This window comes from Mycobacterium sp. 050128 (assembly GCF_036409155.1).
Taxonomy (GTDB): domain Bacteria; phylum Actinomycetota; class Actinomycetes; order Mycobacteriales; family Mycobacteriaceae; genus Mycobacterium.
On record NZ_JAZGLW010000001.1, the window covers coordinates 2,877,747 to 2,894,928 of the forward strand.

Here is a 17,182-nt window from a genome sequence, read left to right on the forward strand (position 1 = left end):
GGTCAGCGGACACACCGTGAAGAAGTAAAGGCCCCGGAGTTCAGGGAGGCACGTGGCCGCCATGACAGATAATCTGACGCCGCACTTCGAGGACGTCCAGGCTCATTACGACTTGTCGGATGACTTCTTCCGGCTGTTCCTCGATCCCACGATGACGTACAGCTGCGCCTACTTCGATCGCCGGCGGCCCATCACCCTGGAAGAGGCCCAGATCCGCAAGATGGACCTTTCGCTGGGCAAGCTGGGCCTGCGACCCGGCATGACGCTGTTGGACGTCGGCTGCGGCTGGGGAGCCACGTCGCGCCGTGCCATCGAAAAGTACGACGTGAACGTCATCGGTCTGACGTTGTCCGAACACCAAGCCGCCCATGTGCAGAAATCGTTCGACGCGATGAACACCCCACGCAGCAGGCGGGTGCTGTTGCGAGGCTGGGAACAATTCGACGATTCCGCCGACCGAATCGTCTCCATCGGTGCGTTCGAGCACTTCGGTTACGACCGCTACGACGATTTCTTCGCGATGGCCTATCGCACCCTGCCCGGCGACGGGGTGATGCTGCTGCACACGATCACGATGCTGACCGCGCAGCAGATCGTCGAACGCGGCCTGCCGATGACCGAGGAGCAGACCAGCTTCAACGACTTCATCGCCCGCGAGATCTTCCCGGGGGGCCAGTTGCCCGCGATCGAAATGGTGGAGTTCCACGCCTCGAAGATGGGATTCAACCTGGCCCGCCGCCAGTCGCTGCGACTGCACTACGCCCGGACGCTGGATCATTGGGCCGTCGCATTGGCCGACCGCCATGACGACGCGGTCAGGATCCAATCCGAAGAGGTGTATCAGCGCTATATGCGGTACCTGACCGGGTGCGCGGACGCATTCCGGGACGGCTACATCGACGTCAACCAATTCACGCTACGTAAGTGAATGGGATTGCACCGCATATGAGTTCGTGGCGAATGCCCGTTCTCATCGGGTAGGCAACCGTCTGCTACGCGAACTTTGCTGTACGCGAGCGTGAACGGCACGCTGATATGTCCCGATCTGCCCTACCCTGACCGCATGAAGCCCGAGAATTTCATTGCTCTGCACCGCGAGTACCTGGAACGACCCGACGCCGTCAAAGTCATCGCCGATGCGGACGGCGGATGGAGCGTCTGCATCGAGATCGGCGGCCCGTACAAAACCCTGGAGAGGGCCGGCGAGGTCGCCAAACTGATCACGGCTGACCTGAACGACTTGTATCGCGCCAAGGCGTGATTTGTTGTGGTCCAACATATTTGAGCATCGACCGCGGATGATCGTCACCGATCACGCGGGTGAGACGACGACCCGCGCCGCATAGCTGATTGCCCAACAGTCGATGCGATCGGCGGGCGGCCGGCGTCGATCGGTAACTTGTCGCAATGGCCTCGATCCAGCTGTCGATGGGAATCCCCTCCTTCTCCGCCGAGGAGCCGGCGAACTGGGAGCACCTCACTGAGTGGGCGCGCGTGCTGGAGAGCGCCGGGTTCGATCGCGTGCTGGTCTCCGAGCACATCGCGTTCGGCATGAACATGGACGCCTACGCGGATCCCGGCGTGGGTGGAACGACCGGCGGTCGCCAGCCCACCGGGCCGGACGGACCCTGGCTGGAGCCGCTCACGGTGCTGACCTACCTCGCGGCCCGCACCGAACGCATCCGGTTGGGCACCAACATCCTGCTCGCTGCGCTGCGCCCCGCCGCCGTTCTCGCGAAAACCGTTGCGACACTGGATGTTCTTTCGGGCGGCCGCGTTGATCTCGGGGTGGGCGTCGGCTGGCAGCGCGAGGAATACGACGTGGCCGGAGTGGATTTCGACAGGCGCGGGGCGATCCTGGACCAGACGCTCGAGGTGTGCACGCGGTTGTGGCGGGAGAACGAGTTCAGCTACGCGTCGCCGGAGTTGACCTTCGATCGGATCCACCAGATGCCCAAGCCGTTGCAGCCGGGCGGCGTGCCGATCTGGGTGAGTGGGACGGTCAACCGTGCCGTCGCCCGCCGGCTCGCGCGGTTCGGAAAGTATTGGATCCCTTGGGGTCAGGACGCCCGCGACCTCGCCGACGGAATAGGGCGGATGCGCGCGGCGGTCGAAGGTGTCGGCGGTGACCCGGATGGCTTCGGCGTCACCGGCTCGCTTCGGGTCAAGGCCAGCGCGGATGGCCAACCCGACCTGGCTGCCGCCGCGGCGGACGCGGCGGCACAGGCGAAAGCCGGCGTCACGGACTTAAGGCTGATCTACTGGCCGCTGGCCCCGGAGAACCGGGAAACCGACCTGCGTGCATTCGTCGAAGCGGTGCGGGGCGCAGTGGCGGGCTGAGGTGCCGATGCCGAACCAGATCGTCGTCGCCGGAGCCGTCATCCGTGGCTCCGAGCTACTGGTGGCTCAACGCGTCCGGCCACCGGAATTGGCCGGTCGCTGGGAACTTCCCGGTGGCAAGGTCGCGCCCGGCGAGACCGAGCCGCAAGCTTTGGCCCGCGAACTGGCCGAGGAACTCGGCCTCGAGGTTGCCGACGTCGTGGTGGGTAACCGGCTTGGCGACGACATTTCGCTGAACGGCACGACGACGCTGCGGGCCTACCTGGTGCGTCTGGTCGGTGGCGAACCGCACCCGCATGACCACCGGGCGCTGCGCTGGGTCACGGCGGCCGAATTGCCCGAGGTCGACTGGGTGCCCGCCGATCGCGGGTGGCTACCGGACCTGGCCAGCGAATTGGTCGACGCGGCACCACGCCGTCGCGGCTGGTAGGGGCCTGGCGCCAGGTCCCGCGTCGACAGTCACATCTCGACTTTGAGGGCGCGCCCAGGGCGGGATTTCGCCCATTTCACCGCCCCGGATGCACACCGGATGAGCTGCTCGGTTCGCCATTGATGGGTCACCGCTGCCAGAATCACCGACGTGCCATTCCGCAACGTCGCCATCGTCGCCCACGTCGACCACGGCAAGACCACCCTCGTCGATGCGATGCTCCGGCAGTCCGGCGCCCTGACGCATCGCGGCGACGACACGGTCGAGCGCCTCATGGACTCGGGGGACCTGGAGAAGGAAAAGGGCATCACGATCCTGGCCAAGAACACGGCCGTGCATCGCAAGCATGCGGACGGATCGACGACGGTGATCAACGTCATCGACACCCCGGGACACGCCGACTTCGGCGGTGAGGTCGAACGCGGCCTATCGATGGTCGACGGCGTGCTGCTGCTGGTCGACGCGTCCGAGGGACCGTTGCCGCAGACCCGGTTCGTGCTGCGCAAGGCGCTGGCCGCTCACCTGCCGGTGATCCTCGTCGTCAACAAGACCGACCGGCCGGACGCCCGGATAGCCGAGGTCGTCTCGGAAAGCCATGACCTGCTGCTCGACGTCGCCTCCGACCTCGACGAGGAGGCGCAAAAGGCCGCCGAGGACGCGCTCGGCCTGCCCACCCTCTACGCCTCCGGCCGCGCGGGCATCGCCAGCACGACGGAACCGGCCAACGGCCAGAACCCCGAGGGCGCCAACCTCGATCCGCTGTTCGACGTTCTGCTCGAGCACATCCCGCCGCCGCAGGGTGACCCCGAGGCGCCGCTACAGGCGCTGGTGACCAACCTCGACGCGTCGGCCTTCCTCGGACGGCTTGCGCTGATCCGCATCTACAAGGGACGGATCCGTAAGGGCCAGCAGGTCGCGTGGATGCGCGAGGTGGACGGGCATCCCGTCATCACCAACGCCAAGATCACCGAACTGCTGGTAACCGAGGGGGTGGAACGCACGCCCACCGACGAGGCGATCGCCGGCGACATCGTGGCCGTGGCCGGGTTGCCCGAGATCATGATCGGCGACACCCTGGCCGATCCCGAGCACGCGCACGCGCTGCCGCGCATCACGGTCGACGAGCCCGCCATCTCGGTGACGATCGGCACCAATACCTCGCCGCTGGCCGGAAAGGTGAAGGGGCACAAGCTGACCGCGCGCATGGTGAAGTCGCGCTTGGACGCCGAACTCGTCGGCAACGTCTCCATCAAAGTGGTCGACATCGACCGTCCCGACGCGTGGGAGGTGCAGGGCCGCGGCGAGCTGGCGCTGGCGGTGCTGGTCGAGCAGATGCGCCGGGAGGGCTTCGAGCTGACGGTCGGCAAGCCGCAGGTGGTCACGCAGACCATCGACGGGCAGCTGCATGAGCCGTTCGAGGCGATGACGATCGACTGCCCCGAGGAATTCGTCGGCGCCATCACCCAGCTGATGGCCGGCCGCAAGGGCCGCATGGAGGAGATGACGAACCACGCGGCGGGCTGGGTCCGGATGGACTTCATCGTGCCCAGCCGCGGCCTGATCGGCTTCCGCACCGACTTCCTCACCCTCACCCGCGGCACCGGCATCGCCAACGCGGTCTTCGACGGCTACCGGCCCTGGGCGGGGGAGATCCGGGCCCGCCACACCGGCTCGCTGGTGTCGGACCGGTCCGGCGTCATCACACCGTTCGCCATGATTCAGCTCGCCGACCGCGGCCAGTTCTTCGTCGAGCCCGGGCAGGACACCTACGAGGGGATGGTCGTCGGAATCAACCCGCGCGCAGAGGATCTCGACATCAACATCACGCGGGAAAAGAAGCTGACCAACATGCGGTCGTCGACCGCCGACGTCATCGAGACGCTGGCCCGTCCGTTGGAACTCGACCTGGAGCAGGCCATGGAGTTCTGCGCGGCCGACGAGTGCGTCGAGGTGACTCCGGAGATCGTGCGGGTGCGCAAGGTCGAGCTGGACGCCACCTCGCGGGCGCGCAGCAAGGCGCGGGCGAAGGCTCGGGGCTAGGTTGTTGTTGCCCTTCGCCCGAAGGAGTCGAGAAGCCGCCGGGCAGGCGGTCGATACCCTGATGCTCGTGCTGCACCGGGCCCGCCACGTTTTGCTGATCGGCGCCGTGCTGCTCGCACTGATGGGCCTGACCCTGGCGGCCTGCACCGTCAGCCCGCCGCCGGCGCCGCAAAGCACCGATACGCCGCACAACACACCGCCGCCCCCGCAGCGGGTCACCCAGATCATCATGGGCATCGACTCGATCGGCGCCGGATTCAACCCGCATCTGCTCTCCGATCTGTCTCCGGTCAATGCGGCGATCAGCGCGCTGGTGTTGCCGAGCGCATTCCGGCCGGTGCCCGACCCCAACACCCCCACGGGTTCGCGGTGGGAGCTGGATCCGACCCTGCTGGTGTCCGCCGAGGTGACGAACCAGAACCCGTTCACGGTCGCCTACAAGATCCGGCCCGAGGCGCAGTGGACCGACAACGCGCCGATCGGCGCCGACGACTTCTGGTACCTGTGGCATCAAATGGTCACCCAACCGGGGGTGGTGGACCCGGCCGGCTATGACCTGATCACCGGTGTGCAGTCGCTCGAGGGCGGTAAGCAGGCCGTCGTCACCTTCGCGCAGCCGTACCCCGCGTGGAAGGAACTGTTCAACGATCTGCTGCCGGCGCACATCGTCAAGGACGTGCCGGGCGGTTTCGCCGCGGGACTGGTCCGGTCGCTGACGGTCACCGGCGGGCAGTTCCGGGTGGAGAACATCGACCCGCAGCGCGACGAGATCCTGATCGCCCGCAACGACCGCTATTGGGGGCCGCCCGCCAAACCCGCGCTGATCCAGTTCCGGCGGGCGGGAGCGCCTGCGGCGCTGGCGGATTCGGTGCGCAATGGCGACACCCAGGTGGCCCAGGTGCATGGCGGCTCCGCGTCCTTCGCTCAGCTGTCGGCCATTCCCGACGTGCGGACCGCCCGGATCATGACCCCGCGCGTCATGCAGCTCACGCTGCGCGCCAACCAGCCCAAGCTGGCCGATACCCAGGTCCGCAAAGGGATTCTGGGATTGCTCGACGTCGATCTGCTTGCCGCCGTGGGCGCCGGCAGCGACAACACCATCTCGCTGGACCAGGCGCAGATCCGGGCGCCCAGCGACCCCGGCTATGTACCGACCGCACCGCCCGCGATGACCAAACAGGCTGCGCTGGCGTTGTTTTCGGCGGCGGGGTACCAGGTGGAGAACAGCGTGCCGGCGCCCGAGACCACCCCGTCGCCGACCACCGGGCCGCCGGAGGTGACCCGCGGCCGGATCAGCAAGGACGGCAAGCAGCTGTCGCTGGTGATCGGGGTGGCGGCCAACGACCCGACCTCGGTGGCGGTGGCCAACACCGCCGCCGACCAATTGCGCAACGTCGGCATCGCCGCATCGGTGTCGGCGCTGGATCCGGTGACGCTGTATCGCGACGCGCTGAACAACAACCAGGTGGACGCGATCGTCGGCTGGCACCAGGCCGGTGGAAACCTGGCGACGCTGCTGGCGTCGCGCTACGGCTGCCCCGCCTTGGAGTCGACGGCGGTACCGACCGCGACCACCCCGCCCACGACCACACCCGTCGCCTCGACCTCACCGGCGTCGCCGGCCAGCACCGCGCCGACTGCGCCGAGTCGTCCACCCGATCCCGGCGCGCTGGTGCAGGCGCCGTCGAACCTGACCGGGATCTGCGATCGCAGCATCCAGTCCAACATCGACGCCGCCCTCGACGGCACCAAGGGCATCAACGACGTGATCACCGCGGTCGAGCCGCGGCTGTGGAACATGTCGACGGTGTTGCCGATCCTGCAGGACACCACGATCGTCGGGGCGGGCCCGAGCGTGCAGAACGTCAGCCTCTCCGGAGCCGTGCCGGTCGGGATCGTCGGCGACGCCGGGCAATGGGTGAAAACCGGGCCCTAGGGACTAGTCGGTGACGCCGATGCCCGGGGCGGGATCACGGTGTCGACGATCAGCGCCAGCTCGCGCCGGTTCGGCGGCACGCCGGTCAGCAGGAAGTGATGGTTGATCAGAGCCGGTCCGACGCGCGCGGTCAGCGGAGTGACCGTGGCCGGGTCGAGTTCGCCGGCGTCGATCGCGGTTTGCAGGATCGATTCGACAATCTGCAGCCGCGGGCACACCACCGCGTCGGCGAAGATGGCGCGCATCTCGGGTTCGTGCAACAGCTGATGGATGGTGTCCAGGCCGGGAAAAGCCGTCTTGCCGGCCAGGACGTCGCGATGCGAGGTGAACAGCGTCAGCAGGGCGTCCCTGGGTGATCGGCCGGAGCGAGGTTCGGGCACCGGCGGCAGCGCGAACACCAGCGCGGCGTGCACCAGATCGTGCTTGCTGCACCAGCGCCGGTACAGCGCGGCCTTGCCGGTCTGGGCGCGGGCGGCGATGCCTTCCATCGTCAGCCCGCCGTATCCGACCTGCGCCAACTCCGCCAGCGTGGCCTCATAGAGCGCACGTTCGAGCACCTCACCGCGGCGGCGGCTGCGGATGCCCGTCGGCGCTGTCTCGGTGGCTTGCGGCATTTCTCGATAGTAGCCGTCGGCGTTCCTATTTGGGGTGCCCTGGCGCAACACGACGACCGAAATTGCCGGCTCGGCGGCGGGTAGGGTGCGTCCATGCCTGAGACTGCGCGGCTGTTGTTCGTCCACGCCCATCCCGACGACGAGAGCTTGGGCAACGGTGCCACGATCGCGTACTACGCCGCGCGCGGCGCCGAGGTGAGTGTCGTGACCTGCACGCTGGGCGAGGAGGGCGAGGTCATCGGGGAACGCTGGGCCGGGCTCGCGTTCGATCGTGCCGACCAACTCGGCGGCTACCGAATCGGCGAACTCACCGCGGCATTGCAGGCACTTGGTATCGGTGCACCTATCTATCTCGGCGGCGCGGGACGCTGGCGCGACTCCGGCATGGCGGGCACCGAGAAGCGGCGCCGCGAGCGCTTCATCGACGCCGACGAACGCGAGGCCGTCGGGGCGCTGGTCGAGATCATTCGCCGGCTGCGCCCGCACGTCGTCGTCACCTATGACCCCAATGGTGGATACGGGCATCCCGACCACATCCGGGCCCACACCGTCACGACGGCCGCGGTCGCGGCGGCCGCCGGCGACGATTACCCCGGCGAGCCCTGGGACGTGCCGAAGTTCTACTGGACGGTGCTGGCCGTCAATGCGTTCCTGGCCGGCTGGGACGCCCTGGGTCCCGACGATTTCCTGCCCGGCTGGGTGAAACCGCCCCAAGAGGAATTCGACTTCGGATACTCCGACGACGCGATCGGCGCCGTCGTGGCGACGCCGCCGGATGCGTTGGCCGCCAAGGTCGCAGCACTCGCCGCGCACGCCACGCAGGTGGTCGTCGGTCCGACCGGACGGGCCTGTGCCCTGTCGAACAACATGGCGCTGCCGATCCTCGGCGAGGAGCACTACGTCCTGGTCACCGGTACCGCCGGGGACCGCGACGAGCGTGGCTGGGAGACCGATCTGCTCGCTGGACTCAACCTCGACGGATCCGCGACGCGGTAGGCTGCCAGACAGGCAGCCACGGAAGGAATTCGCATGGACCCCGACCTGGACCCTAACCTGCAGCACTGGCAGGACCGGCTGGACAGCTTGCAGTGGGTTATCGGCTCCGTTCTGTCCAATATCGACAGCGTCCCGACCTGACCGAAACCAAGCCACGCGCCGCGACCATCGAGGATTCCGGCGCGACGGACCCCGCTATTCGCGTCGTGGTGTTGGCCCTGTTGGCCGTCGATGGGGTCTTATCCGCACTAGCCGGGGCGCTGCTGCTGCCTTGCTATATCGGCACGATTCCGTTTCCGATCAGCGGACTGATCAGTGGTCTGGTCAACGCCGCCCTGGTCTGGGCCGCCGGCCGCTGGACCCGTTCGGCGCGCTCGGCGGCGCTGCCGCTGTGGACATGGCTGCTGACGGTGGCGGTGATCAGCATGGGCGGTCCCGCCGACGACATAATCCTGGGAGGTAGCGGGCTGATGGCTTACGGCGCACTGTTGCTGATCGTGCTGGGGGTGACACCGCCGGTGCTGGTGCTGTGGCGGCGCGGCCACCACTACAGCTGACGCGTACCGGCCTGGCGCTAATGTTGCGCGTATGGCACCCGCTAAGGTTGCCGAAAATTCAGATTGTTGGGACACGCGGATGAAATTCGATCGTGGGGAAGTTACACCAAGGTGCCACTGACACCGAGGCCTCCGGGCGAGGAGCCCACCGCTCTGCCTAATCCGGTCGTTTTACCGAAGGTCAGCGCGTCTGCATTGCGGCGGGTGTTGCGCCGGGCGCGCGACGGTGTGGCGCTCAACGTCGACGAGGCCGCCGTGGCGATGACCGCCCGCGGTGCCGACCTCGCCGACTTGTGCGCCAGCGCGGCGCGGGTGCGCGACGCGGGTCTGCAGTCGGCGGGCCGACGTGGCCCCGACGGTCGGCTGCCGATCACGTATTCGCGCAAGGTGTTCATCCCCGTCACTCATCTGTGCCGGGACACCTGTCACTACTGCACGTTCGTCACCGTGCCGGGCAAGCTTCGCGCCCAGGGCAGCGGCATGTATCTGGAGCCCGACGAGATCCTCGACATCGCCCGGCGTGGCGCCGAACTCGGTTGTAAGGAAGCACTATTCACCCTCGGTGACCGGCCTGAGGACCGCTGGCCGCAGGCCCGCGACTGGCTCGACGAGCGCGGTTACAACTCGACCCTGTCGTACGTGCGCGCGATGGCGATCCGGGTGCTGGAGGAGACCGGGCTGCTGCCGCACCTGAATCCGGGCGTGATGAGCTGGTCGGAGATGTCGTTGCTGAAGCCGGTGGCGCCGTCGATGGGCATGATGCTCGAGACGACGTCGCGGCGGCTCTTCGAAACGAAAGGGCTCGCGCACTACGGCAGCCCGGACAAAGACCCGGCGGTGCGGCTGCGGACGCTGACCGATGCGGGTCGGTTGTCGATTCCGTTCACCACCGGTCTGCTGGTCGGCATCGGGGAGACGCTGGCCGAACGCGCCGATACCCTGCACGCGATTCGCAAGTCGCACAAGGAATTCGGTCATGTCCAAGAAGTGATCGTGCAGAATTTCCGGGCCAAGCAACACACCGCGATGGCCGCTGTTCCCGATGCCGGGATCGACGACTACCTGGCGACGATCGCCGTGGCGCGCCTGGTACTCGGGCCCGGCATGCGGATCCAGGCGCCGCCGAATCTGGTGTCCCGCCAGGAATGCCTGGCGCTGGTCGCCGCGGGAGTCGACGATTGGGGCGGGGTTTCACCGCTGACACCCGACCACGTCAACCCGGAACGGCCCTGGCCCGCCCTGGATGAGCTGGCCGCCGTGACCGCCGAAGCGGGATTCGACCTGGTGCAGCGGTTGACCGCGCAACCCAAATACGTCCAAGCGGGCGCCGCCTGGATCGACCCGCGAGTGCAGGGTCACGTTGCGGCACTGGCTGATCCGGCGACCGGCCTGGCTCGCGACGTCAACCCCACCGGCATGCCGTGGCAGGAACCCGACGACGCGCAATCCACCGGGCGGGTCGATCTCAATGCCTCGATCGACACCCAGGGGCGCAACAGCGAGGCCCGCAGCGATCTCGACAGTGCGTTCGGCGACTGGGAGTCGATCCGCGCGCACGTGCACGAGCTTGCCGCCAGGGACACCAACGCCCCCGAGCGCATCGACACCGACGTGCTGTCCGCGCTGCGCTCCGCCGAGCGCGACCCTGCCGGCTGCTCCGACGACGAGTATCTGGCGCTGGCCACCGCCGACGGCCCGGCAATGGAAGCCGTTGCCGCGCTGGCGGATTCGTTGCGACGCGACACCGTCGGCGACGACGTGACGTTCGTGGTGAACCGCAACATCAACTTCACCAATATCTGCTACACCGGTTGCCGGTTCTGTGCTTTCGCGCAGCGCAAGGGCGACGCCGACGCGTATTCACTATCCGCGGCCGAGGTTGCCGACCGCGCCTGGGAGGCGCACGTCGAAGGCGCCACCGAGGTGTGCATGCAGGGTGGGATCGACCCCGAGCTGCCGGTCACCGGCTACGCCGACCTGGTGCGCGCCGTCAAGGCCCGGGTTCCGTCGATGCACGTGCACGCGTTCTCTCCGATGGAGATCGCCAACGGCGTGACCAAGAGCGGCTTGAGCGTGCGCGAGTGGCTGATCAGCCTGCGCGAGGCCGGGCTGGGCACCATCCCCGGCACCGCCGCCGAGATCCTCGACGACGAGGTGCGCTGGGTGCTCACCAAGGGCAAGCTGCCCACCTCGATGTGGATCGACATCGTCAGCACCGCGCACGAGGTAGGCCTGCGGTCGTCGTCGACGATGATGTACGGCCACGTCGACAGTCCCCGGCACTGGGTCGGCCACCTCAACGTGCTGCGCGAAATCCAGGACCGCACCGGCGGTTTCACCGAATTCGTGCCGCTGCCGTTCGTGCACCAGAGCTCGCCGTTGTATCTGGCCGGTGCGGCCCGCCCGGGGCCGACCCACCGCGACAACCGGGCGGTACACGCGCTGGCGCGAATCATGTTGCACGGCCGCATTTCCCAGATTCAGACCAGCTGGGTCAAGCTCGGCACCCAGCACACCCAGGTAATGCTCAACGGCGGTGCCAACGACCTGGGCGGCACGCTGATGGAGGAGACCATCTCGCGGATGGCCGGCTCCGAATACGGCTCGGCGAAGACGGTGGCCGAACTGACCGCGATCGCCCACGGCATCGGCCGCCCGGCGCGCCAGCGCACCACCGACTACAGCCCGCTCGCCGCGTAGCTGTCGGTGCCCCCGGGTATACCGGAGGCCGTGAAGCGAGTCATCGACCCCACTATCGACCAAGACCGATTCCCGGAATGGCAGCCCTTCGTCGATGCGGTGCGGCAGCGTCGACCCGATACCGGTACCTGGTGTGAAGCGTGGACCGTGCGCGACATCGTCATCCATCAAGCCGGCAACGCCGAGGAACTCGCCCGGGTGCTGGGCGCGCACCTGGAAGGCGAACCCGTCGGCACCCGCGGGTTCGAGGAGCGCGAGGGCCCACTGCGCGACCTCGACGACGCGGACCTGTGGGACGCGCTGCTAAATCGGATGGCCGCCCTGAACGACGTCGCCGCCGCGGCCGACGAGGTTGACGCGGACACCGATGTCGCCTGGACCGGACGCACGATGAAGGTGCCCTGGTTCGCCGAGCACATGCGCGAAGAGCTGGTCCTGCACGGCTGGGACATCACCGGCGACGACCACGCAGCGCAGGCGCGGTTGGCCGAGCCGTGGATGACGACGCACAGCGTCCTCGCGGTGGGTCGACCGCTGCTGGCCAAGGGGGTCAAGCAGCTAGGAGCGGGAGAGCGGATCGAGGCGCGGTTGCGAGTCGTGGACACCGACGACGTCCTGGTCGATGCCCGGACCGGCCACACCACGATTGCATTGGCCGAGCCCGAGGGGCCGGCCACGCTGGAAACCGATGCCGCCGCACGCGTATTGCTGCTGTGGGGACGTCGCCCCGCCGATCCGTCGCGGATCTGCAGCCGCGTCGGCCCGGAAGCCCTGGGCCGACTGCGACTACTGCTCAGCGGTTACTGAGCCGACTTCGGCTCAGTAGTTGTTACAGACGACCGCAACCTGCTGGATCGTGTTGAAGTACTTCGCGGCCGCGGGCATCGCCTGGATCTGGGCAGCCATCTGCTGGCGCTTCGGCGGCGGGGAGGCCAGGAACTGCCGGATGTAGTTCTGCGCGAACGGCGAAGCGTTCAACTCCTGGGCAGTGGCCGGGTCGTTCGCGTTGAGTGCGGCCATCACCTGCCCGTAGTTGCAGGTCGTGTTGATGATCGGATCCATGGGGTCTGCCGAAGCAACCCCCGCCGCGGCGCTGAGCGCCACTGCCGCACCACCAACCGCGGCTGCCAGTTTGCTTAACGACAGCGTCATCATGCTTGGACACCTTCCCCGGATCTCTGAAAGCCAACGACGGCTAAGTGATCTGCCCTAGCGGCTGCCGTCTCGGACGAGGCTACCAGCCGTTGCGGACGTTCTTTCGTTTCACGGTTATTCGTCGGCCCCGCCCGGAATGTAACTGTCTGCAGATCAACGCCGGGGTGACGTTCGTCACACGAACGAAATCGTCTGGCCGATCGCTTGTTGGCGGTGGCGTCGACACGTTCGAATGGTCGGTGCGGCGAGCTGCGCGGCTGCGAGACTGACCGTATGAAACTTGGCGATCGTCGTAGCGTGCCTAGTGGTTGACGTGTATGTGCAACGTCTAGTATCAGTAACCGAAGCTTTGCTTACGCGGCCGGCAAGCGCCGCAGCGAGGCAAACAGCAGCCCACACTGAGCAGTCAAAAGAGAAAACGTTGAGGAGACGTCCGTGACGTACACGATCGCCCAACCCTGCGTCGACATCAAAGACAAGGCGTGCATCGAAGAATGCCCCGTCGACTGCATTTACGAGGGCGCACGGATGCTCTTCATCCATCCCGACGAATGCGTCGACTGCGGGGCCTGCGAGCCGGTTTGTCCTGTTGAAGCCATCTATTACGAAGACGACGTGCCCGAGCAGTGGAGCCAGTACACCCAGATCAACGCCGACTTCTTTGTCGAGTTGGGCTCGCCCGGGGGCGCGGCCAAGGTCGGCATGACCGAGAATGACCCGCAAGCGGTCAAAGATCTGCCGCCGCAGGGCGAAGGAGACTAAGGGGGCGCAGTGGCGCAGGAGCCCAGGGGGGGCCGACCTGCCTTGTCGGCATCTCTGCCGGAGTTTCCCTGGGACACCCTGGCAGAAGCGAAAGCGCTGGCCGGGGCTCATCCCGACGGCGTGGTCGACCTGTCCATCGGAACCCCGGTAGACCCGGTCGCGCCGGTAATCCAGGAAGCGCTGGCGGCCGCCAGCGCCTCGCCCGGATATCCCGCCACCGCGGGCACTGCCAAGCTGCGTGAATCCGTGGTCACGGCCCTCGGCCGCCGCTTCGGCGTCACCGGGCTCGCCGAGAACGCCGTGTTGCCCGTGATCGGCACCAAGGAACTCATCGCCTGGCTGCCGACGCTGCTCGGGCTTGGCCGCGCGGATGTGGTCGTGGTTCCCGAACTCGCCTATCCGACCTATGACGTCGGCGCCCGGTTGGCCGGGGCGCAGGTGATCCGCGCGGATTCGCTGACCCAACTCGGCCCGCAGTCGCCGGCGCTGGTCTATCTGAATTCGCCGAGCAACCCGACCGGACGCGTGCTGGGCCTCGATCATCTGCGCAAGGTCGTCGGGTGGGCGCGGGAACGCCGGGTCGTGGTGGCGTCCGACGAGTGCTACCTGGGCCTGGGCTGGGACGCCGAGCCGCTGTCGGTGTTGCATCCCGCGGTGTGCGACGGCGACCACACCGGCCTGCTGGCGGTGCATTCGCTGTCCAAGAGCTCCTCGCTGGCCGGGTACCGGGCCGGTTTTGTCGCCGGCGATCCCGGCCTGGTCGCCGAGCTACTGGCGGTGCGCAAGCACGCCGGAATGATCGTGCCGACACCGGTGCAGTCCGCGATGGTGGCCGCGCTGGACGACGACGACCACGAGAAGGTGCAGCGCGAGTGCTACGCCCGCCGCCGCGCCGCCCTCGCACCGGCGCTGCGCGCCGCGGGCTTCGCGATCGACGATTCCGAAGCCGGGCTGTATCTGTGGGCAACCCGTGGTGAGCCCTCTCGCGACAGCGTGGGGTGGTTGGCCGGCCGCGGCATCCTGGTGGCGCCCGGCGAGTTCTACGGCCCGAGCGGCGGGCGACACGTGCGTGTCGCGCTGACCGCCACCGACGAGCGCATCGAGGCCGCGGTCCAGCGGCTCACCGCATCGTCCGCGCGCTGATTGCGCGAAATCTCCGCGTCCGTCTGCCGCCAATCCGGCGAACCGGCAGAATGCATCGAAGGCAATAGCCAACCGCTGGATCTCGGGTAAGGAATGTTGTCGTGACAACTTCGGCTAGCAAACTGCGCCTCCCGCTGTCGGTCCAGGACGTCGCCAAGCGCCTGTTTCTCGGAAAGCCGCTGATTACCGAGGAGCTCGCAGGCGAGAAACTGCCGAATCCGGTTGCGCTGGGCGCGCTTTCACCCGACGCGATCTCGTCGACCGCCTATGGCCCCGAGCAGATCCTGATCGAACTGCTGCCGGCGGCGGGCCTCGCGGCGTTCGCCTTGCTGCTTCCCATCACCGGCGTCATCCTGTTGATCCTGGTGTTGGTGACCGCCTCCTACCGGCAGGTCGTGATGGCCTACACCCGCGCCGGCGGCTCCTACATCGTGGCGCGGGAGAACTTCGGGCCGCGGGTGGCTCAGGTCGCCGCCGCCGCGCTGTTGATCGACTACGTCGTGACGGTCGCGGTGCAGGCCGCGGCCGGAACGGTGGCGGTGGTGTCGGCCATCCCCGCCCTGGGGCCGCACAGCCTGCAGATCACCGTCGGCGTGGTGCTGCTCATCTGCTTCCTGAACCTGCGCGGATTGAAGGAAGCGGGATGGCAGTTCGCGTTCGCCACCTACTTCTTCATCCTCATGGTCGGCCTGACGATCGTGGTCGGAGTCGCCCGGGTACTGATGGGCGATCTGCCCGTCTACGACCCCTCGCAGATGCCGGGAACGGTGCCGGTGCACAAGGCCGACGGCTTGGTGATGGGCGCGACGATCCTGACCCTGCTGCGCTCCTTCGCCAACGGTGGTTCGTCGCTGACCGGTGTCGAGGCCATCTCCAACACCGTTGACCTCTTTCGAAAGCCGCAGGGCCGCAACGCACGTCGGGTGCTCACCGCGATGGCGAGCATCCTGGGATTCTTGCTGGCCGGTGTCGCCTATCTCGCGTTCGCCACGCACGCGACGCCGTACGAGAGTGAATACCCCTCGGTGCTGTCGCAGATCGCCCGCGCCGTGTTCGGCGGTGGGGTGGTCGGCAACATCCTCTACATCCTGGTTCAGACGGCGACTGCCGCGATTCTGTTCACCGGTGCGAACACCAGTTTCAACGGCTTTCCGGCGCTGGCGAGTTTCGTCGCCGAGGATCGCTTCCTGCCCCGGCAGCTGATGAAACGCGGTCACCGCCTGGTGTTTTCGAATGGCATCATCGCGCTGACCGCGCTGTCGGTGGTGTTGCTGGTGGCGACCGGCGGTTCGGTCAACGCGCTGGTGCCGTTCTACGCGATCGGTGTGTTCACCGGATTTTCGATGGCCGGCTACGGCATGACCAAGCACCATCTGACGCATCGTGAGCCCGGTTGGCGAACCCGGTTGGCCATCAACCTTTCCGCGGGAATCCTATCGACGGTCGTGGTCGCCATTTTCGCGGTGGCGAAGTTCACCGAGGGCGCGTGGCTGGTCGTCGTCGTGTTCCCCCTGCTGGTGTTCGCCCTGATGCGGCTGAATCAGGAATATCGTGCGGAGGCCGCAATTCTCGAGATGTTCCGCACCGACCGGCCCGATTTGGTGAAGTACGCGCGGCACAAGGTGTTTGTGTTCGTGAACTCGGTCGACCTTGCGGTGATCGAAGCGCTGCGATACGGCAAGGGATTACGCTCCGACGAAATGATCGCGGTGCACATCATGATCGACGCCGCCTATGCCGCGCAGATCCGAAAGCGCTGGGATCACTTCGAACTCGACACCCGGCTGCGCGTCGTGGATTGCCCGGATCGGCGGGTCATCCGCGCCGCACAACTGTTCATCGCAAAGGCGCGTGACGAGCAGCCGAATACCAACGTGACGGCGCTGCTGCCGCGCCGCACGTATAACCCGTTGGTGGGCCGGCTGCTGCACGACCGCACCGCCGACAAGATCGCCCGGGCGGTCAGCATGATCCCCGATGCCGCGGCGACCATCGTTCCCTACGATGTCCAGTCGCGAATCGAGGAGGCATACCCGCAACGATTCGAGCAGCGAATCGCGCGCGAATTCGAAAAGTTCGGCGACCGGGTGACCCGCGGCGAGGACGAGAACGTCGACGCCTACGAACATCCCGATCCGTCGCGCTCGGTGATCACCGTGGCGAGCCTGATCCCGGGGCGCCGCGCCACTTTCGAAGGGCGGGTCAGCGAGGTCGAGGACACCAGCAAGGGCCGGCGCACCATCCGGTCGATCGTGGTCGGCGACCACAGCGGCGAGATCACCGTGGTCTTCCCGACCGGGCGGGGGGGAGCCGACATTCAGCCCGGCCAGCTGTTGCGCATCACCGGCAAGCCCAAGCAGAGCGGTAACCGGCCGATGTCGTTGGTCGACCCGATGTACCACATCGTGGAAGACCCCGCGCAGGCCGGCCGGCCCGGGGCCGCACAAACCGGCACAAGCTGAGTATTAACGTGGTGACGGGCACAGCCGGCCGTTGCACGGAAAGGACT

15 protein-coding genes are annotated in these 17,182 nt (G+C 67.3%); 13 read left to right on the plus strand and 2 right to left on the minus strand.

All coding sequences use genetic code 11. The features are described 5' to 3' along the window. The first annotated feature begins 61 nt into the window (after positions 1-61). The 6 genes from SKC41_RS13965 to SKC41_RS13990 all read left to right on the plus strand — a co-directional run bounded on the left by SKC41_RS13965 (position 62) and on the right by SKC41_RS13990 (position 6,746). Entirely contained in the window at positions 62-928 is an 867-nt protein-coding gene (locus SKC41_RS13965; RefSeq protein WP_330978118.1) for a cyclopropane mycolic acid synthase family methyltransferase, read from the plus strand. A 135-nt stretch (positions 929-1,063) separates the two neighbouring features. After that, a complete protein-coding gene (locus SKC41_RS13970) occupies positions 1,064-1,261 on the plus strand; it encodes a hypothetical protein (protein ID WP_330978119.1) in 198 nt (65 codons plus the stop codon). Positions 1,262-1,407: 146 nt separating this feature from the next. Continuing rightward, complete coding sequence (locus SKC41_RS13975; RefSeq protein ID WP_330978120.1) at positions 1,408-2,340, plus strand: TIGR03619 family F420-dependent LLM class oxidoreductase; 933 nt, start codon at positions 1,408-1,410, stop codon at positions 2,338-2,340. 7 nt (positions 2,341-2,347) lie between these two features. Next, positions 2,348-2,770: a (deoxy)nucleoside triphosphate pyrophosphohydrolase gene (locus SKC41_RS13980; protein ID WP_330978121.1), complete on the plus strand. Its 423-nt coding sequence runs from the start codon at positions 2,348-2,350 to the stop codon at positions 2,768-2,770. Between the two features lie 150 nt (positions 2,771-2,920). Further along, positions 2,921-4,810 carry a translational GTPase TypA gene (gene typA / locus SKC41_RS13985; RefSeq protein WP_330978122.1) on the plus strand — a complete coding sequence of 630 codons (1,890 nt, stop codon included), beginning with the start codon at positions 2,921-2,923 and terminating at the stop codon, positions 4,808-4,810. A 121-nt stretch (positions 4,811-4,931) separates the two neighbouring features. Further along, complete coding sequence (locus tag SKC41_RS13990; protein ID WP_442931682.1) at positions 4,932-6,746, plus strand: ABC transporter family substrate-binding protein; 1,815 nt, start codon at positions 4,932-4,934, stop codon at positions 6,744-6,746. Here SKC41_RS13990 and SKC41_RS13995 read toward each other — a convergent pair. Beyond that, positions 6,743-7,360, minus strand: coding sequence for a TetR/AcrR family transcriptional regulator (locus tag SKC41_RS13995; protein WP_330978124.1), 618 nt, complete (start codon positions 7,358-7,360; stop codon positions 6,743-6,745). The two genes, SKC41_RS13990 and SKC41_RS13995, sit on opposite strands and share 4 nt — an antisense overlap. Before the next feature lie 93 nt (positions 7,361-7,453). On the opposite strand from SKC41_RS13995, the gene mshB reads away from it, so the two are divergent. From mshB to SKC41_RS14015, 4 genes are all read left to right on the plus strand, one after another. After that, entirely contained in the window at positions 7,454-8,356 is a 903-nt protein-coding gene (gene mshB / locus SKC41_RS14000; RefSeq protein WP_330978125.1) for an N-acetyl-1-D-myo-inositol-2-amino-2-deoxy-alpha-D-glucopyranoside deacetylase, read from the plus strand. A gap of 92 nt (positions 8,357-8,448) precedes the next feature. Continuing rightward, entirely contained in the window at positions 8,449-8,913 is a 465-nt protein-coding gene (locus SKC41_RS14005) for a hypothetical protein (RefSeq protein ID WP_330978126.1), read from the plus strand. A 117-nt stretch (positions 8,914-9,030) separates the two neighbouring features. Next, positions 9,031-11,613 (plus strand): bifunctional FO biosynthesis protein CofGH, encoded by a 2,583-nt coding sequence (locus tag SKC41_RS14010; RefSeq protein ID WP_442931683.1) that lies wholly within the window; start codon positions 9,031-9,033, stop codon positions 11,611-11,613. Between the two features lie 54 nt (positions 11,614-11,667). Then, complete coding sequence (locus SKC41_RS14015) at positions 11,668-12,420, plus strand: maleylpyruvate isomerase N-terminal domain-containing protein (RefSeq protein ID WP_442931684.1); 753 nt, start codon at positions 11,668-11,670, stop codon at positions 12,418-12,420. Between the two features lie 12 nt (positions 12,421-12,432). Here the strand turns inward: SKC41_RS14015 and SKC41_RS14020 are convergent, their stop codons facing one another. Beyond that, positions 12,433-12,765 (minus strand): hemophore-related protein, encoded by a 333-nt coding sequence (locus tag SKC41_RS14020; RefSeq protein ID WP_090609537.1) that lies wholly within the window; start codon positions 12,763-12,765, stop codon positions 12,433-12,435. A 438-nt stretch (positions 12,766-13,203) separates the two neighbouring features. On the opposite strand from SKC41_RS14020, the gene fdxA reads away from it, so the two are divergent. From fdxA to SKC41_RS14035, 3 genes are all read left to right on the plus strand, one after another. Then, entirely contained in the window at positions 13,204-13,530 is a 327-nt protein-coding gene (gene fdxA / locus SKC41_RS14025) for a ferredoxin (protein ID WP_025735298.1), read from the plus strand. Positions 13,531-13,572: 42 nt separating this feature from the next. Beyond that, entirely contained in the window at positions 13,573-14,673 is a 1,101-nt protein-coding gene (dapC, locus tag SKC41_RS14030; RefSeq protein ID WP_330978128.1) for a succinyldiaminopimelate transaminase, read from the plus strand. A 101-nt stretch (positions 14,674-14,774) separates the two neighbouring features. Continuing rightward, positions 14,775-17,135, plus strand: a complete 2,361-nt coding sequence (locus tag SKC41_RS14035) for an amino acid permease (RefSeq protein WP_330978129.1) — start codon at positions 14,775-14,777, stop codon at positions 17,133-17,135. Positions 17,136-17,182: the final 47 nt, after the last annotated feature.

Excerpts from the sequence above, each read along its gene's own strand:
- SKC41_RS13970 (WP_330978119.1), top strand. The coding sequence starts at position 1,064 with ATGAAGCCCGAGAATTTCATTGCTCTGCACCGCGAGTACCTGGAACGA.
- SKC41_RS13980 (WP_330978121.1), top strand. The coding sequence starts at position 2,348 with ATGCCGAACCAGATCGTCGTCGCCGGAGCCGTCATCCGTGGCTCCGAG.
- SKC41_RS13975 (WP_330978120.1), top strand. The coding sequence starts at position 1,408 with ATGGCCTCGATCCAGCTGTCGATGGGAATCCCCTCCTTCTCCGCCGAG.
- SKC41_RS14020 (WP_090609537.1), bottom strand. The coding sequence starts at position 12,765 with ATGACGCTGTCGTTAAGCAAACTGGCAGCCGCGGTTGGTGGTGCGGCA.
- SKC41_RS13995 (WP_330978124.1), bottom strand. The coding sequence starts at position 7,360 with ATGCCGCAAGCCACCGAGACAGCGCCGACGGGCATCCGCAGCCGCCGC.
- SKC41_RS13965 (WP_330978118.1), top strand. The coding sequence starts at position 62 with ATGACAGATAATCTGACGCCGCACTTCGAGGACGTCCAGGCTCATTAC.
- mshB (WP_330978125.1), top strand. The coding sequence starts at position 7,454 with ATGCCTGAGACTGCGCGGCTGTTGTTCGTCCACGCCCATCCCGACGAC.
- SKC41_RS13990 (WP_442931682.1), top strand. The coding sequence starts at position 4,932 with ATGGGCCTGACCCTGGCGGCCTGCACCGTCAGCCCGCCGCCGGCGCCG.